The sequence below is a fragment of the Noviherbaspirillum aerium genome, from assembly GCF_008929045.1.
Taxonomy (GTDB): Bacteria; Pseudomonadota; Gammaproteobacteria; order Burkholderiales; family Burkholderiaceae_D; genus Noviherbaspirillum; species Noviherbaspirillum aerium.
Map to the genome: position 1 here is coordinate 1 of NZ_VFAH01000051.1, position 15,813 is coordinate 15,813.

The following is a 15,813-nucleotide window of genomic DNA, read 5'->3' on the forward strand; positions in this document are numbered from 1 at the left end:
GGGCCAGGATGTGGGAATAGGAGGATGCGATGGCCAGTGCCTGCTCGGCCACGTTTTCGGCGAGGCCGTCGGCGAAGTGAGGCGCATCGGCAACCAGCACCTTGGACACGCCGGCGATCCTGGAGGCGGCTTCGGCGGCAGCACCGCAGTTGGCGCCGGCAACCAGCACATGGACGTCACCGCCGCAGGCAGCGGCGGCGGTAATGGTGTTGAGGGTGCTTCCCTTCAGGGAGGCATTGTCGTGTTCAGCAATGACGAGTGCAGTCATGATGGATTCCTAAATGGGGTACCGAAAATCTGCGCAAATGCTCCACTCCCCTCTCCCGCAGGCGGGAGAGGGGAGTGGGGCCGGGGGTGAGGGCGATCGCCAAGACAGAAGAAGCTTGTGTCCCTCATCCCAGCCATCGCCCACACCTGCGGGAGAAGGGAGCAGGTTGCTAAATGACCTTGGCCTCGTTCCTGAGCTTGGTGACCAGCTCTTCAACGCTCTTGACCACGATGCCGGCCGAGCGCTTGGGCGGCTCGGACACTTTCAGGGTCTTCAGGCGCGGCGTCACGTCCACACCCAGATCGGCCGGCTTGACCGTGTCCAGCGGCTTCTTCTTGGCCTTCATGATGTTGGGCAGCGTCACATAGCGCGGCTCGTTCAGGCGCAGGTCGGTGGTGACGATCGCCGGCAGCTGCAGTGCAATCGTCTCCAGGCCGCCGTCGACTTCACGGGTCACCGTCGCCTTGCCGTCCTCGATGCTGACCTTGGAGGCGAAGGTCGCCTGCGGCCAGCCCAGCAGCGCCGCGAGCATCTGGCCGGTCTGGTTGCAATCGTCATCGATGGCCTGCTTGCCGAGGATGATCAGCTGCGGCTGTTCCTTGTCGGCCAGGGCTTTGAGCAGCTTGGCCACGGCCAGCGGCTGCAGTTCCTCGCCCGTCTCGACCAGCACGCCGCGGTCGGCGCCGATGGCCATGGCGGTGCGCAGGGTTTCCTGGCACTGCGTCACGCCGCAGGACACCGCCACGATTTCGGTTACCTTGCCGCCTTCCTTGAGGCGGGTGGCTTCTTCGACGGCAATCTCGTCAAAGGGATTCATCGACATCTTGACGTTGGCGATATCGACGCCAGAACCGTCAGACTTCACGCGCACCTTGACGTTGTAGTCCACCACGCGCTTGACTGGAACCAACACTTTCATAGCAGATCCTTATTCCTGTGTTTGCGCAGCGCTCTTATTTTGGCCAGCTGAACGGCGGCGCTTCCTTGTTGAGGAAGGCGGCGGCCGCGTTGCGGTGATACTCGGAAGAGCGCGCCACGCCCTGCCCGGCCGCTTCCATTTCCAGCAAGGCGCCGAGGCCGGTGTTGAGCGAGGCATTGAAGGCGCGCTTGGTGATGCTCAGCGCGGTGAGCGAGGCATTGTTGAAGCTGAGCGCGATCCGGCGCGCGCGTTCGCCGAGCAACTCCGGATCATGGATCTCGGACACGATGCCCAACTGCTTCGCCTCTTCCGCATCGATCTCGCGCGCGGAAAACGCCAGTTCCTTGGCGCGCTGCAGGCCGACAATGCGCGGCAGCGTATAGAAAACGCCGCAATCGGGGATCAGTCCAAGCTTGAGGAAGGACAGGCAGAAGCGCGCCCGGGGCGTGGCCAGCACGAAGTCGGCCGCCAGCGCCAGGCCGAATCCGGCGCCGTAGGCCGGGCCATCGACGGCGGCAATGACGGGCCGGTCGAAATTGATCAGCTCCTCCACCCAGAGATGCAGGTCGAGCATGCGGCTGCGGCCTTCTTCGGCCGAGGGATCGCCGCTGCGCATGCCGCGGATGTCGCCGCCCGCGCAGAACGCGCCGCCGGCGCCGGTCAGTATCAATGCATGAATGCCGCGGTCGCGGCGGGCGGCGGCGATCACTTCCGCCATTTCCGCGCGCATGACCATGTCGAGCGCATTCTTTTGCGCGGGACGATTCATCGTCAGCGTCGCCACGCCGTCTTCCACCGCGTACTTCAAGGTTTGCAAGGCTGCTGTCTCCATGTCGGTTCCCCTTGTTTGAATGGCGTGATGATCAGACCGATCAGACCGGATCCCAGCTGAACACGTCGGCGGAACGGTCCAGGCCGTAGAACGATGCCTTCAGCGCCGGCATGCCGTGGCTGGCGATGGTCTCCGGCGTCCAGCCTTCGGAGCGGTGCACCGAGCGCACCGGGCGCGGCTGGCTCATCAGGAAGATTTCGTTATTGCGCACCGCGAAGACCTGGGCATTCACATCGGCCGCCGCGTCGCTGGCAAGATAGACCGCGAGCGGCGCGATCTTGTCCGGCGTCATCTGCTTCAGGCGCTCGACCCGGGCCTGCTCTTCCGGCGTGTCGGTGGGAATGGAACTCGTCATGCGGCTCCAGGCAAACGGGCAGATGCAGTTGGAACGCACGTTGAAGCGCTCCATGTCGAGCGCGATCGATTTCGACAGCGCGGTGATGCCGAGCTTGGCCGCCGAGTAGTTGGCCTGCCCCATGTTGCCGACCAGGCCGGAGGCCGAGGTCATGTGCACCAGGCTGCCAGAACCCTGCTCCTTGAAGTAGGGCGCCGCCGCCTTGCTGGTGAAGTAGGCGCCGTACAGGTGCACCTTCACCACCGCGTCCCAGTCTTCCACGCTCATCTTGTGGAAGATGCGGTCGCGCAGGATGCCGGCATTGTTCACCACGCAGTCGATGCGGCCGAAGGCCTGGACCGCGGCCTCGATGATGCGCTGCGCCGATGCGGCTTCGGACACGCTGTCGGAACTGGCGATCGCCTGGCCGCCGAAGGCCTTGATCTCTTCCACCACCTGCTGTCCGGGATTGAGGCCGGTGGCGTCGCCGGTCAGCGAGGCGCCGATGTCGTTGACCACCACCTTCGCACCCTGGCGCGCCATTGCCAGCGCGATATCGCGCCCGATGCCGTTGCCGGCGCCGGTCACCACCACGACCTTGTCCTGCACCATGTTCTGATCTGCCATTGTCTGTTCCTCTTTATGTTTCTTGTCGATGTAGAAGTACTGCGCGCTTACAGGCGCGCAAGGATGGCCTGCGCGCGCAGCAGCACCGGCTTGTCCACCATCTTGCCGTCCACCGCCACCGCCGCGCCGTTGGCGCCGGCCGCGAGTTCAAGCACGCGCCTGGCCCAGTCCGCCTCTTCCTCGCTCGGGCGGAAGCAGGCATTGACCAGCTCCACTTGGCGCGGATGAATGCACAGCTTGCCGCCGAAGCCGAGCCGATGCGCTCTCGCGGCGTCATCCCGCAGGCGCTGCGCATCGTCGATGGCGGTCGTCACGCCGTCCACCGGCGCCATGATGCCCGCCACCCGCGACACCAGCACCAGCTGCGAGCGGAAGTGAAGCAGCTCCTCGCCCCTGCCATCGTCGTCGCCCTGGATGCCGAGGTCGACCTGGAAATCGATGGACCCGAAGGCCAGCCGCTCCACTCCCGGCTGGCGGGCGATCGCTTCGGCATGCCACATGCCCTGCGCGGTTTCGATCAGCGGCAGCAGCGGCAGATGGGCGCCGACACGCGAGGCAATCCAGGCAAGGTCTTCTACCCGCTCCGCCTTGGGCAGCATGATGCCGGCAATGCCCGCTCCGGCCGTGCGGCACATCTCCACGTCGTCGCGGAACCATTCGGTATCGGCGCCGTTGACGCGCACATACACCGGCTGCGCGGCAGGCAGGCCGGCCGCTACCGCGGCGCGGGCCGCGGGCTTGTCCGGCGGCGCCACCGCATCCTCCAGATCGGCGATCACCGCATGTGCGCCGCTGCCGCAGGCCTTGGCGAAACGCTCGGGGCGGTTGCCGGGAACGAAGAGATAGGATGCCTTCTGCCTGCCCTGGCGGTGTTGCCTGATATCCGCTGCTTCCATTGTTGTCCCGTTTTTCGGTTCGCTCGATTCATCAAGCCATCAAGTCATCAGGCTGCCGATGCGCTCGGCGCCGGCAATGCTCCAGATCCGGTCGAACGAGCGCCGCATCTCGCTCTCGCTGGCGGCGCCGCTGAAGAGCGCCAGCCGCACCGCCTTGTCTTCCAGCTCGGCGCGCGACAGCGTGTTGCCGGGATCGCCCTTGGGCTCGTCGACGCGGCCGTGGTAGATCTTGCCGTCAACCGTCTCGACCGTCACCTTGCCGATCCAGCGCGCCGGGTAGGCGGTATCGACTTCCTGGTCCAGCGTCATGGAAACTTTGTCATGCACCGCGACGACGCGCGGGTCCTTGAAGGAGTTGTCGAATTCCAGGATGCCGGCATTGCCGAACACCGCGATCAGGCCGAGCACCGTCCCCATCGAGAATTTTCCCTGGTGCACGGTGACCGGATTGGTGACCGGACCAAGCACGTCGATCGCGCCCTGGTGCACGCGGGCGGTGATCCTGGCGATCTGCTCGGGTGCAAGGCCGTTGGCCTGCATCACCTGCAGCAAGGCGTCGGCCGCGGGATGGGTATGGCGGCAGGAGGCGTGGAACTTGAACGAAGTTTCAATCGTGGCCCAGCGCTCCATGAGGCGGTCGGTCAGGCGTGCCGGATCGGCATCGCTCGACATGCCGGCCGCCATGCCCTGCGCGCCTTCGAGAATGCGCCTGGCGCCGGTGAAGCCGTCCTTTGCCAGGTAGGCCGCCGTCAGGCCGGCCGCCGCCGCGTGGGCGGTATGCAGCTGCTTGGAGTCGGCCGCATCGCGCAGGAATTCCCACAGTCCGGCCGCGGTGGTGCCGGCCGAACCGATGGCATTGAGCATCTGCTCCGCATCGAGCCCGAGCAGGCGGCCGGCGGTCACCGCCGCGGCGATGGTGCCGGCGGTGCCGGTGGTATGGAAAACCTTGTAATGGGAACGCCCGAGAAACTCGCCGATCCGGATGCCCGCTTCGTAGCCGGCCACCGATGCGGTCAGCAGCTCGCGGCCGGAGCTGCCCAGTGATTGCGCCACCGCCAGCGCCACCGGAAACACGACGGTGGCGGGATGGAACACCGAGCCGTTATGCACATCGTCCTGTTCCGCGATATGCGAGGACGCCGCATTCACCATGGCGGCGAACAGCGGCGTGGAGCGCTTGCGCGACGGCAGGATTTCCGACGGTCCTTGCGCCGTGCCCATCTGCAGCGCGAAGCGCTCGATGGTGTCTATCGGGCGCATGCCCTTGCCCGCCAGCGCCGAGCCGAACCAGTCGAGCATCAGGTCCTCGGTACGGCGCAGCACCGGCTCCGGAATCTGCTCGTAGTTCAGCGCCGCGGCGAAACGCGCCAGCACGGCGCTCGGATTGGTGTCTGCGGTCATGGTGTCCTCTTTCAGATTGTCAAATGGCGCCTGCTTCGCGCAGCCGCTCGATATCGTCGCCCGCATAGCCGAGTTCCCGCAGGATGGCCTCGGTATGCTGGCCGAGCGCCGGAATCGGATCGATGCGGTAGTCATAGCTGTCGTTGACGCCGGGCGGCAGCAGCATCGGCAGTTCGCCGACAGGCGACTCCACGCTGCGCCAGCGATCCCGCGCCTGCAGCTGCGGATGGGCCCAGAAGGCATGCATGTCATTCATGCCGGCGTTGCCGATGCCGGCATGGTCGAGACGGCGCACGACTTCCTCGTTGGACAGGGCGCCGAAGATGTCTTCGATCAGCGACTTGAGTTCGGCGCGGTGGCCGTTGCGCTTCACGTTGGAATTGAAGCGGTCGTCCACGGCGACTTCCGGCCGCTGCAGCACATCCTTGCAGAAGGCGGCCCATTCGCGTTCGTTCTGCACGCCCAGCAAAACCATCCTGCCGTCGCCGGTGGCGAAGGGGCCATACGGATAGATGGTGGGATGGCTGGAAGCGGCGCGCGGCGGCGGGGCCGCGCCTTTATAGGCGTAATACATCGGGTTCGACATCCATTCGCCGAGCGCTTCCAGCATGGAAATGTCGATATGGCTGCCCTTTCCCGTCCTGCCGCGCTGGATCAATGCGGCGAGGATATTGGTATAGGCATACATGCCGGCGGCAATGTCGGCCGCCGACACGCCGGCGCGCGACGGCGCTTCGGGCGTTCCGGTTACCGACAGCAGGCCGGCCTCGGCCTGGATCAGGATGTCGTAGGCCTTCTTGTCGCGATAGGGGCCGTCCTTGCCATACCCCGAAATGTCGCAGACGATCAGGCCGGGATGCGCGGGCCGCAGCGCCTCCGCCGACAAGCCGAGGCGCGCCGCCGCGCCCGGGCCGAGGTTTTGCACCAGCACGTCGGCCTGGCCGACCAGCTGCTTGAGTATGGCGGCGGCTTGCGGATGCTTGAGGTCGAGCGTGATGCTTTCCTTGGAGCGGTTGATCCAGACGAAATAGGACGCCATGCCGTCCACCCGGCTGTCGTAGGCGCGCGCGAAATCGCCCACGCCGGGCCGCTCGATCTTGATGACGCGGGCGCCGAGATCGGCCAGCTGCCGCGTGGCGAAGGGAGCCGCCACGGCGTGCTCCAGGGTCAGTACCGTGATGCCGTCAAGCGGGCGCATCGTCAAGTTTCCTTTTCATTCACGTGAGATGGAGACTCAGTACGAGCGCGGCAGGCCGAGCACATGTTCCGCCACGTAGGACAGGATCATATTGGTGGAGATGGGCGCCACCTGGTACAGCCGCGTCTCGCGGAACTTGCGCTCGACATCGTATTCGCAGGCGAAGCCGAAGCCGCCGTGGAACTGCAGGCAGGCGTTCGCCGCTTCCCAGGAAGCATCGGCCGCGAGCATCTTCGCCATGTTGGCTTCGGCGCCGCAGGGCTGCCGGTTGTCGAACAGTTCCGCCGCCCGGTAGCGCATCAGGCTGGCGGCCTCGATGTTGACGAAGGCCTTCGCGATGGGAAACTGCACGCCCTGGTTCTGGCCGATGGGACGGCCGAACACCATGCGCTCGCCCGCATACTTGACCACCTTGTCGATGAACCAGTAGCCGTCGCCGATGCATTCGGCGGCGATCAGGGTGCGTTCCGCATTGAGGCCGTCGAGGATGTACTTGAAACCCTGGCCTTCCTCGCCGATCAGGTTTTCCGCCGGAATTTCCAGATTGTCGAAGAACAGTTCGTTGGTCTCGTGATTGACCATGTTGAGAATCGGCCGCACCGTCATGCCCTTGCCGATCGCCTCGCGCAGATCGACCAGGAAGATCGACATGCCCTCCGATTTTTTCTTCACTTCCTGCAGCGGCGTGGTCCTGGCCAGCAGGATCATCAGGTCGGAATGCTGGATGCGGGAAATCCAGACCTTCTGCCCGTTGACGACATAGCGGTCGCCCTTCCTCACCGCGGTGGTCTTGATCTTGGTGGTATCGGTGCCGGTGGTGGGCTCGGTCACCGCCATCGACTGCAGGCGCAGTTCGCCGCTGGCGATCTTGGGCAGGAACTCCCGTTTCTGCCTTTCCGATCCGTGGCGCAGCAGCGTGCCCATGTTGTACATCTGGCCATGGCAGACGCCCGAATTGCCGCCGCAGCGGTTGATTTCCTCCATGATCACCGATGCCTCGGTCAGGCTCAGGCCGGACCCGCCGTATTCCTGCGGAATCAGCGCGGCCAGCCAGCCGGCCTTGGTGAGCGCATTGACGAAGGCTTCCGGATAGCCGCGTTCCTCGTCTATCCTGCGGAAGTATTCAGCCGGAAACTCGGCGCAGAGGCCGCGCAGCGCTGCGCGCAGTTCCTCGTATTGATCGTTGGCTTTCTGCATGGGTTGCCTTTAATTCTTTGATTGTTCAGGATCGGTTCAGTCCAGGGTGGCCGTCGCTTCCATGGCCAGCATGCCGTCGGCATCCCTGGCCCACAGCCTGACGGTCTTGCCGTCGGCTTCCGGCATGCCGCACAGGTAAAACGGCGCGATGTCGAACAGCGGCCGCACCGCCTTGAAGCGGAAGCCGTTCACGCGCGCGTCGGGCAGCTGACGCCGCAGCTGTTCCAGCAGCAGCGTGGCGATCAGCGGGCCGTGCACGATAAGCCCGGGATAGCCCTCGGTGCCGGTGGCATAGCTTCTGTCGTAATGAATGCGGTGGCCGTTGAAAGTCAGGGCCGAGTAACGGAACAGCAGGACTTCGTCGGGAACGACTTCCCGGGTCCATGCCGCCTCCTGCGGCGCCGGCGTACCCGGCGCTGCGGATGCGCTCATGCCCCGATAAACGATGTCATGTTCTTCGATGATTGCCAGGCCCGCCGGCCCGGCGATCTCATGCCGTACCAGTACGAATACCAGCGTGCCCGACTTGCCCTCCTTCACATCGACTTTGGCGATGCGCGAGGTGCGCTCGATGCTGTCGCCGATGCGCAGCGGCTGCAGGAATTGCAGCCTGCCGCCAGCCCACATGCGCCTTGGCAGGGGCACCGGCGGCAGGAAGCCGCCGCGCCTGGCATGACCATCCTCGCCGATTTCCGACTGGCGGTGGAGCGGCAGGAAATACAGCCAGTGCCACAAGGGCGCGATGGCATCGCCCGCGCCAGGCAGTCCGGCATCAAGATCGAGCATGGCCGCCATCGCGGCGCACGGCACCTGCGTTACGGTGTCGGTCGTCGTTTCCGACTTTCCCGTCCATTGCTGCAGAAACGTCAAGTCAAGCATGAGTGGCAATCACCGGTTGGAATGACAACAGGATGTGGGAAGTCGGTGGGAATGGCAATTCGGCTTTCGCAAACGGGGAATTTGTCGCTGCTTAAGCGCAAGTCGAAATCTGCTGAAACAGGGGATGAGCGCCGCAGGCTTTTGATAAAGGAACATGCGGTTTACCGCCATGCCGGGATATCAACGCGGGTGCCGATGCTTGTCTTTCTTCAATCAAGCCGGTCGGCAATGATTCGGCAATGAAACAATCGAAGGCATGCACCCGGTTTATGCGAGACAATTGCGCGTTTCGAGCAAGTCGGTCAAACGGGTTCATATGCAGGGTTTCAGTTTCAATACATTAATTCAAGTCGTCGAGGTGCTGGGCATCCTGGCCTTCGCGTTCTCGGGCTTCGTCGAGGCCAGGCAAAAGGACATGGACCTGGTCGGCGTCTTCACGGTGGCCTTCATCACCGCCTTCGGCGGAGGGACCTTGCGCGACCTGCTGCTCGACCGCCGCCCGCTGTTCTGGGTCGAGCATCAGGAATACACCCTGCTGATCTTCATCCTGGCGCTGGTGATCACGCCTTTCATGCGCCACCTCCGTTCGGCCTTCTCGGAAAAGCTGCTCGTGACAGCCGATGCCTGCGGCCTGGGCCTGTTCAGCGTGCTCGGCGCCTCGCTGGCGGTGCGCGCGGGCATGCCGCCGTTCGTGTGCGTGATGATGGGCGTGATCACCGGCATCTTCGGCGGCGTGCTGCGCGACGTGATCTGCAACGAGATCCCGATGGTATTTCGGCGGGGACAGCTGTACGCGACCTGCGCGTTTCTGGGCTGCTGGGTGTATCTGCTGCTGGAATGGCTGTCCATGCCGGAAACCGTCAGCCTGTCGACAGGCATTCTCGTGACCGTCGCCTCCCGGATGGTTGCGGTGAAGTTCGATTTGCGGTTGCCGGGATAAATTCCGGCTGCCGAGGACGCTTTCACGTCATTGCGCTCATACCCATAGCCAATACCTTCGGAAGAATTCGTCTTCGATGAAGCGTTCGGGGAAATCGCCCAACGAAAACCGGGTGATGCGCTTGGACGCGCAGCTCATGTGCGCCTGGTCCGCAAATCCTTGTTCCTGCGCCGCCTGGCCCAATCGAAGGGTTGTCCCGATTCGAAGCGGTCCCGCGCAGCGCACCGCATCTTGGCTCGCCAGCAGCTCACTAAGCGGCAGTTGTCACCGATGACCTTGTCGACGGCCACGAAACGATCCTGGATCGCGGCCGGGTCAGCCGCTTCGCCTGAAGCTCTACGCATGCCCGCAATGACATCGGATCAGCCAGCCAGATGCCGAAGGTGATAAATGTCGAGAATTTCAATTCCTCCCCGCGACAGGCGGATGACGCCTTGCGCTTCCAGCTGCTTGAGAATCTGATTGACTGTCTGGCGCGACAAGGACAGCATCAGCGCAAGCTGTTCCTGCGATACCTGGATACCCCGGCGGCTGCGTCCCTTCCATTCGCCATATCCTTCGGAAATGGCAACCAACCGACGCGCCACCCGACCGGCGGCCGACAGCAATGCGGCCTCTTCCACCGCGAGGAATGTCATTCTTAATTTCTGGGCGAGGAGCAGGCCGAACTCGCGCCAGTAAGCCGGATGGCTGGCAAGCAGCTCCGTCAAGGCATGCTGGGGAAAGTGAAGGATGGCTGTCGCGCCTTCGGTCCAGGCATCGTGGGTGCGTGCCTGGCCGTCAAACAGGGCGATTTCTCCAAACCAGTGCGGCTGCTCGATGATAGCCAGCAACGCTTCCTTGCCGGATTCGGCAATGCCGGTAATACGCACTGCCCCCTCGACAACACAGTACAGCCCGTCCGGAGGGTCGCCACGCGCGAACAGGCGCTGGCCGCCGCCGAAACGGCGCAGGACCGCGATAGCCAGAAGCCGGTCCTGGAGCGTCACTGGGAGCGCTTGGAACCATGCGCCGGCACGGACTGGCGTCGCATATCGTGATGAGGGAGATTGGTCATCCATTTCAAATGGTCTTTCGGGTTACAGCCGGGCAAGCAGGCGAAGGTGACGACATCGTACCAAGAACGGGTGAAATAACGGCCAGGAAGCAAAGCAAGGCCGCGACCTTGCGGGCATGGCTGACGGGATACCGGCGCACTCCTCCGGCCATCGCTCCATCATCTGTCCGGCGAATCTCCTGCAGATTTTTCGCTACGACACTTATCTATGTCGCCTACCCGACATTCGCTGGCTTGATCTTCACTGATACTGTTCAAGGCAATGTCCGCCGGATGTGAACGCATGCAAGCATGCCGATGGCATCGGTACCCGAGCGGACGCGGCAGGCTTCATTGCAATACGCAAGTACACACAAGTACAAGGACAGGAGACTCATGACATATCTGATGCCAATCCTCATGGCGGCCGGCGTGCTGGCAGTATCCGCTGCGCAGGCGCAGGACACCAGCGGTCTGCGTGATGTAGTTCTGGTGGGGAGCAACTGGGACGGGACGGCAGAAATCTTCGACCCGCATACCTTCAAGGTACTCAAGCGCATCAACATCGTCCCCGACCGCGCGGAACGGATGGAGGAGATCAGCAAAGCCGGAATCAGCCGGCGCGTCACCTTTCACGCCATCCGCTCAATCATCGGTGAAGGCCATGACCAGCTTGTGGATGACCTTTTCCCGTCCATCGATGGCCGCTTCATCTATACGTCCCGGCCCAGCTTCGCCGATGTGGTGGCCATCGACGTGAATACGGGCGCCATCGCCTGGCGCACGCCGATCGAAGGCGCGCGCGCCGACCATGCCGCACTGTCGCCGGACGGGAATATCTTCCTCGTCTCCGCCTCGACCGCGCGCAAGGTGCATGCGATCAATACCGCGACCGGCAAGATCGTTGGTGGCTTCGAGTCCGGCGACCAGCCTCACGAAAACACCTATTCTAGGGACGGCAAGCAAATCTTCCACGCCAGTATCGGCAAGGTGTATGTGCCGACCACCGCCTCCTGGCTCGACTGGATCAAGGGCGATCGCTGGTTTCAGGTCGTGGATGCCTCCACGTACAAGGTCGTCAAGCGCGTGGACATGGGAGAGAAGCTGCGGGAATTCGGCAAGCCGTGGGTGGACAAGGCAATCCGCCCGATGGCGGTGGCTCCAGATGCGAGCATGATCTATTTTCAGGTCTCCTTCTTCCATGGCTTTTTCGAATACGATCTACGGCAGGACAAGGTGACGCGAGCGCTGGAACTGCCTGTTCCGAACGAGATCAAGGAGCTTCCGTATCGGAAATACCAGCTCAATTCCGCTCACCACGGTCTGGCCATCAATGGCGAAGGAACCAAGCTGTGTGCGGCGGCAACCATGTCGGGATATGCGGCGATCGTCGACCGCGCCAGCTTCAAATACACCGTCGTGCCGCTGTCCGAAAATGCGCTGGGAGCCAAACCCTACTGGGCAACGGAAAGTGCGGATGGCAAGTATTGCTACATCTCGGTCAGCGAACAGGACCGCGTATCCGTCATTTCCTTCGACCAGGGCCGCGAAGTTGCCAGCGTGCCGGTGGGCGATCATCCACAGCGGATTCGCACCGGAAAACTAAGGATTCCGAATCCTTGACGGCATGCGCAGGCAAAGGAATCCGGCTTCGCACCGCCAGTTCCTTGCCTCCTCATTTCCTCAGTTCCCAAGCGGAGGATAGATGTCAGCCCCGCCGCGCCGCCTCTATCGCAGCGATGTCGATTTTCTTCATGGTCATCATCGCCTCGAAGGCACGCTTGGCCGCTGCCGGATCGGGGTCGGATATCGCCTCGATCAGCACCCGCGGGGTGATCTGCCATGACAATCCCCACCTGTCCTTGCACCAGCCGCAAGCACTTTCCTGGCCGCCATTGCCAACGACGGCATTCCATAAGCGGTCGGTTTCAGCCTGGTCGTCGGTGGCGATCTGAAAAGAGAAGGCTTCGTTGTGCTTGAAATGCGGCCCGCCGTTCAATCCGAGACATGGGACACCGGCGACGGTGAATTCGACTGTCAGGATGTCGCCTTGCTTGCCGTCGGGATAGTCTCCCGGCGCCCGATGAACGGCGCCAACGGCGCTGCCGGGAAATGTTTCGGCATAAAACTTCGCGGCGTCAAGGGCGCCGCCGTCGTACCACAGGCAGACGGTGTTCTTGCTGGTCATTTCTTGTCCTCTCACATTTTCATGGCCATGGATTCGCAGCAGCCTTTGACTTTCATGAACGCAAAACGCATCGATGATGTTGGCATTTGCAATGCGGGCCGCCAGGCGACCGCATGGAGAAGCATGAGTATGGCATGTCTCCATCTCGTCTGAAACACTGCAACCGGCGTTGCACGAGCCGCCCGGGCGGCAACCGCATACACACTGATGTCTTGCGGGAGGAACCAAGGCCGCCGCGCCCGGTCAGCAGCTTTAGAGCGTCCATCAACATAACGATGGCAAGGCGCGCCGGCGAAGACAGTACCAACGTACGGCAAGGAGGTGCAACGCGGCAAGCGGCATGTTGATGGACGCTTTTGGAACGGATTGCAGGTAGGCGGTTGGAAGTAGCGCTCTGTCTTGGGATGCTGGACAAGGCGCCGGCACATCCACCCGCACTCTGCTTCAAGCTTGTTCAGGTCGCAACCTTGTGTAAAACCGTGCCAGTTTTGTTTGCCGGTAAGTCGTTGCGCCATCGTCCGTATTACTGCCAGGAGATTCAAATTGCGCATTCATCACCTCAATTGCATCTCTTCATGTCCGCTCGGCGGCAGGCTGATGGATGGACGCACGCCCACGGTTCTTGAGCGCGGAGAATTGTGCTGCCATTGCCTGCTGATCGAAACGGAACAGGGACTCGTTCTTGTTGATACCGGGTTCGGCCTGGAAGACGTCCGCCATCCCAGGGATCGCCTGAGCGCCTTCTTCCTCGCCCTTCTCAGCCCCGACTTCCGGGAAGAGATGACGGCCGTACGGCAGATCCGGAAACTGGGCTTCAAGCCAACGGATGTGCGGCATATCGTGCTGACGCACCTGGATTTCGATCATGCCGGCGGCCTCGATGATTTCCCCCATGCGACGATCCACATGATGCAGCAGGAGCGCGATCATGCCATGGCGCAGAAGACATGGCTGGACCGCCAGCGCTTCCGCCCCCAGCAGTGGAGCAGCTGGAACCGCTGGAGAGTCTACCGCTCGGGCGGCACGGACAGATGGTTCGGCTTTGACTGCGTGCGCGAACTGGCCGGACTGCCGCCAGAAATTCTGCTGGTCCCGCTTCCCGGGCACACCTACGGGCATGCCGGCATTGCCGTGCGCACTTCGGAACGATGGCTGCTGCAGGCTGGCGACGCCTATTTTTATCACCAGGAAATGCATGCCACCAATCCATGGTGCACCCCCGGCCTGCGCTTCTATCAGACCATGATGGAAAAGGATCGTGACGCTCGCCTCGCGAATCAGGAGCGGCTGCGGTATCTGCGCCATGCGCACGGCGGCGAACTGGAGCTCTTCTGCTCGCACGATCCGGTGGAATACGAGCGCGCCAGGGGCCAATCGATGCATGTGCCTGTCGGTGCTCATGGTGATCATGTGCATGGAACGCAGCGATATCCCGATGCGGGACTGCATGCGCATTAAGGCCTGTTGATTTGATGCGAACGGCATCTTCCGAACGATGTGTGAACAGGCCCTGGCCCGGATATTTCACGAAGGAGGTCGACGATTCCGTGCCGAAGCATGTTGTGACTGGCTCTCACGCCACGCAACCGGAATCGCCGCTGCACATCACCTCATGCACACGTTTCACATCACCGCGGCGACAAAACCGCGGCTACGCGTACATTCATGACATAACCAGGTCAGGTTGTGTTTAACAAGCGTCGCGAGCGCTTCGGGCTTGCGTGGGGTTGAAAATAGGAAGTAGACGCGTACGGCCACACACCGCGCATCGCAGGCGCGAGCGGCACAGCCGCTTGTCAAACGCCCTCGCCGTTACAGTCCCGGCCGAAGCATGCGAGGCGCGCCGTTCCCGTCATGTCTTGTTCACCCACCTGTGTTATCAAAACAACATTATTAATGTTAAAAGGATGCTAACATCGCGCGCTGGTTTTGTTTCCTTCCCGACAAGTCCCGCCCGCCATGTCCAGCCACCCCAGCCCACCCTTCCTGCCTTCCTCCAGCCCCCACTTCCGCAAGCTCCAGCACCTGCTCGACGACTATCAGCGCCTCGCCGCGCATCCCGAAGTCGCCTTGCGCGTCGCCATCGAGCAGCGCCTCGCCGCCTGGTCCTTTTCCTCCGCCAGCTTCGACAACCTCGTCCGCCTGGCCCATGCCCATAGTCCTACCCTGCGCAGCTCGTCCTGCGTCGTCCATGCCCTCAACGACTCCAATGCCCGCGCCCGCCTGCTGCTGCGCCAGCAGATCGACGGCATCGACCTGAGCGCGATCTGGAGCGGCCTGTGGGAAGTGCTGGCCGAATCGGCCATGTACCTGGGCGGCGGCATCGTCATCGGCGGCGCAGGCGGCGCCGCGCTCGGTTTCTTTGCCGGCGGCGGCGGTGCCGTGCCCGGCGCCATGGCCGGCGCCTCGGTCGGCCTGCAGGTGGCCGGCTACGTCATGACGCTGATGGGCTTGCCGGCCCTGGTCGAGGGCATCAGCGACGCCGCGGTAGAGGTGGCCAGGGCCTATGGCGGCGGCTTTGCCCATGGCTGGCAGGCCGGGCGCCAGCGGCCCGAGGATGCGGCGGCTTATGCGCACCACATGCAGCAGGCGGTGGAGAACTTCGCGCGCGGCCATGTGATGCTGGTGCGCGCCCTGCTGCGCTCCATCGTGCTGGTATTGCTGCGCGGCGGCGCCGGCAAGGCGCGCCTGCTGGGCGAGCTGGGCAAGAGCCGGCTGGGGCCGGGTTTCGGCAGCTGGCTGCAGGCCCATGAAGCACGCCTGCTCAAGCATCCGGCCCTGCAGCCGCCGATCAAGGCGGAAGCGAGAACGCCGGCAGTCCCGCCGCCGCCGGCAAAGACCAGCAAGCCGGCACCGGAGCCCGACGCCGCCACGCCGGCCAAACCGGTCAAGCAAGGCGAAGGCCTGGCCTGCAAGAGCTGCGTGGAGGTCGGCAAGCCGGTCAACCCCCTGTTCGGCTGCAAGCTGCTCGAAGGCGATACCGAACTCGACTTCGACCTGCCGGCGCCCCTGCCGCTGCCCTGGCAGCGCACCTACTGCTCCGACAACCCCCATGCCGGCTGGCTCGGACAAGGCTGGAGCCTGCCGATCTCGCTGGC

15 protein-coding genes and 1 pseudogene are annotated in these 15,813 nt (G+C 63.3%); 4 read left to right on the top strand and 12 right to left on the bottom strand.

The window, feature by feature from the left end:
* The 9 genes and pseudogenes from FH061_RS29615 to FH061_RS29655 form a co-directional block, all read right to left on the bottom strand.
* A pseudogene (locus FH061_RS29615) lies at positions 1–268 on the bottom strand (electron transfer flavoprotein subunit alpha/FixB family protein); the annotation flags it as partial.
* A 169-nt stretch (positions 269–437) separates the two neighbouring features.
* The gene (locus tag FH061_RS29620) at positions 438–1,187 is read right to left on the bottom strand and encodes an electron transfer flavoprotein subunit beta/FixA family protein (protein WP_151639426.1); all 750 of its coding nucleotides are present in this window, start codon (positions 1,185–1,187) and stop codon (positions 438–440) included.
* 34 nt (positions 1,188–1,221) lie between these two features.
* Positions 1,222–2,019: an enoyl-CoA hydratase/isomerase family protein gene (locus tag FH061_RS29625; RefSeq protein ID WP_225984978.1), complete on the bottom strand. Its 798-nt coding sequence runs from the start codon at positions 2,017–2,019 to the stop codon at positions 1,222–1,224.
* A 40-nt stretch (positions 2,020–2,059) separates the two neighbouring features.
* The gene (locus FH061_RS29630) at positions 2,060–2,965 is read right to left on the bottom strand and encodes an SDR family NAD(P)-dependent oxidoreductase (RefSeq protein ID WP_404822531.1); all 906 of its coding nucleotides are present in this window, start codon (positions 2,963–2,965) and stop codon (positions 2,060–2,062) included.
* A gap of 62 nt (positions 2,966–3,027) precedes the next feature.
* Positions 3,028–3,876 carry an HpcH/HpaI aldolase/citrate lyase family protein gene (locus FH061_RS29635; RefSeq protein ID WP_151639428.1) on the bottom strand — a complete coding sequence of 283 codons (849 nt, stop codon included), beginning with the start codon at positions 3,874–3,876 and terminating at the stop codon, positions 3,028–3,030.
* A gap of 39 nt (positions 3,877–3,915) precedes the next feature.
* Positions 3,916–5,277, bottom strand: coding sequence for an MmgE/PrpD family protein (locus tag FH061_RS29640; protein ID WP_151639429.1), 1,362 nt, complete (start codon positions 5,275–5,277; stop codon positions 3,916–3,918).
* Between the two features lie 19 nt (positions 5,278–5,296).
* Positions 5,297–6,475: a CaiB/BaiF CoA transferase family protein gene (locus tag FH061_RS29645; RefSeq protein ID WP_151639430.1), complete on the bottom strand. Its 1,179-nt coding sequence runs from the start codon at positions 6,473–6,475 to the stop codon at positions 5,297–5,299.
* A 36-nt stretch (positions 6,476–6,511) separates the two neighbouring features.
* Positions 6,512–7,672 carry an acyl-CoA dehydrogenase family protein gene (locus FH061_RS29650; protein ID WP_151639431.1) on the bottom strand — a complete coding sequence of 387 codons (1,161 nt, stop codon included), beginning with the start codon at positions 7,670–7,672 and terminating at the stop codon, positions 6,512–6,514.
* A gap of 36 nt (positions 7,673–7,708) precedes the next feature.
* Positions 7,709–8,551: an FAS1-like dehydratase domain-containing protein gene (locus FH061_RS29655; protein WP_151639432.1), complete on the bottom strand. Its 843-nt coding sequence runs from the start codon at positions 8,549–8,551 to the stop codon at positions 7,709–7,711.
* 316 nt (positions 8,552–8,867) lie between these two features.
* On the opposite strand from FH061_RS29655, the gene FH061_RS29660 reads away from it, so the two are divergent.
* On the top strand, positions 8,868–9,491 hold the full coding sequence (locus FH061_RS29660; protein ID WP_151639440.1) for a trimeric intracellular cation channel family protein: 624 nt from the start codon (positions 8,868–8,870) through the stop codon (positions 9,489–9,491).
* Positions 9,492–9,853: 362 nt separating this feature from the next.
* On the opposite strand, the gene FH061_RS29665 is transcribed toward FH061_RS29660, so the two are convergent.
* Positions 9,854–10,552, bottom strand: a complete 699-nt coding sequence (locus FH061_RS29665; protein ID WP_151639433.1) for a Crp/Fnr family transcriptional regulator — start codon at positions 10,550–10,552, stop codon at positions 9,854–9,856.
* A gap of 371 nt (positions 10,553–10,923) precedes the next feature.
* Between FH061_RS29665 and FH061_RS29670 the strand changes: the two genes are divergently transcribed.
* On the top strand, positions 10,924–12,150 hold the full coding sequence (locus FH061_RS29670) for a YncE family protein (RefSeq protein ID WP_151639434.1): 1,227 nt from the start codon (positions 10,924–10,926) through the stop codon (positions 12,148–12,150).
* An 85-nt stretch (positions 12,151–12,235) separates the two neighbouring features.
* On the opposite strand, the gene FH061_RS29675 is transcribed toward FH061_RS29670, so the two are convergent.
* On the bottom strand, positions 12,236–12,715 hold the full coding sequence (locus FH061_RS29675) for a VOC family protein (protein ID WP_151639435.1): 480 nt from the start codon (positions 12,713–12,715) through the stop codon (positions 12,236–12,238).
* 11 nt (positions 12,716–12,726) lie between these two features.
* Positions 12,727–13,266, bottom strand: coding sequence for a hypothetical protein (locus FH061_RS29680; RefSeq protein WP_151639436.1), 540 nt, complete (start codon positions 13,264–13,266; stop codon positions 12,727–12,729).
* Here FH061_RS29680 and FH061_RS29685 point away from each other — a divergent pair.
* Complete coding sequence (locus tag FH061_RS29685) at positions 13,259–14,173, top strand: MBL fold metallo-hydrolase (RefSeq protein WP_151639437.1); 915 nt, start codon at positions 13,259–13,261, stop codon at positions 14,171–14,173. The genes FH061_RS29680 and FH061_RS29685 overlap by 8 nt on opposite strands.
* 501 nt (positions 14,174–14,674) lie before the next feature.
* Positions 14,675–15,813, top strand: a 1,139-nt coding sequence (locus FH061_RS29690) for a DUF6861 domain-containing protein (RefSeq protein ID WP_151639438.1), incomplete at its 3' end; no start/stop codon positions are given.

What these genes read in the sequence shown, in the direction of transcription:
- FH061_RS29665 (WP_151639433.1), bottom strand. Translation starts at nt 10,552, where the DNA reads ATGGATGACCAATCTCCCTCATCACGATATGCGACGCCAGTCCGTGCC.
- FH061_RS29640 (WP_151639429.1), bottom strand. Translation starts at nt 5,277, where the DNA reads ATGACCGCAGACACCAATCCGAGCGCCGTGCTGGCGCGTTTCGCCGCG.
- FH061_RS29680 (WP_151639436.1), bottom strand. Translation starts at nt 13,266, where the DNA reads ATGCGCAATTTGAATCTCCTGGCAGTAATACGGACGATGGCGCAACGA.
- FH061_RS29655 (WP_151639432.1), bottom strand. Translation starts at nt 8,551, where the DNA reads ATGCTTGACTTGACGTTTCTGCAGCAATGGACGGGAAAGTCGGAAACG.
- FH061_RS29635 (WP_151639428.1), bottom strand. Translation starts at nt 3,876, where the DNA reads ATGGAAGCAGCGGATATCAGGCAACACCGCCAGGGCAGGCAGAAGGCA.
- FH061_RS29650 (WP_151639431.1), bottom strand. Translation starts at nt 7,672, where the DNA reads ATGCAGAAAGCCAACGATCAATACGAGGAACTGCGCGCAGCGCTGCGC.
- FH061_RS29675 (WP_151639435.1), bottom strand. Translation starts at nt 12,715, where the DNA reads ATGACCAGCAAGAACACCGTCTGCCTGTGGTACGACGGCGGCGCCCTT.
- FH061_RS29645 (WP_151639430.1), bottom strand. Translation starts at nt 6,475, where the DNA reads ATGCGCCCGCTTGACGGCATCACGGTACTGACCCTGGAGCACGCCGTG.
- FH061_RS29660 (WP_151639440.1), top strand. Translation starts at nt 8,868, where the DNA reads ATGCAGGGTTTCAGTTTCAATACATTAATTCAAGTCGTCGAGGTGCTG.
- FH061_RS29630 (WP_404822531.1), bottom strand. Translation starts at nt 2,965, where the DNA reads ATGGTGCAGGACAAGGTCGTGGTGGTGACCGGCGCCGGCAACGGCATC.
- FH061_RS29625 (WP_225984978.1), bottom strand. Translation starts at nt 2,019, where the DNA reads ATGGAGACAGCAGCCTTGCAAACCTTGAAGTACGCGGTGGAAGACGGC.
- FH061_RS29620 (WP_151639426.1), bottom strand. Translation starts at nt 1,187, where the DNA reads ATGAAAGTGTTGGTTCCAGTCAAGCGCGTGGTGGACTACAACGTCAAG.
- FH061_RS29670 (WP_151639434.1), top strand. Translation starts at nt 10,924, where the DNA reads ATGACATATCTGATGCCAATCCTCATGGCGGCCGGCGTGCTGGCAGTA.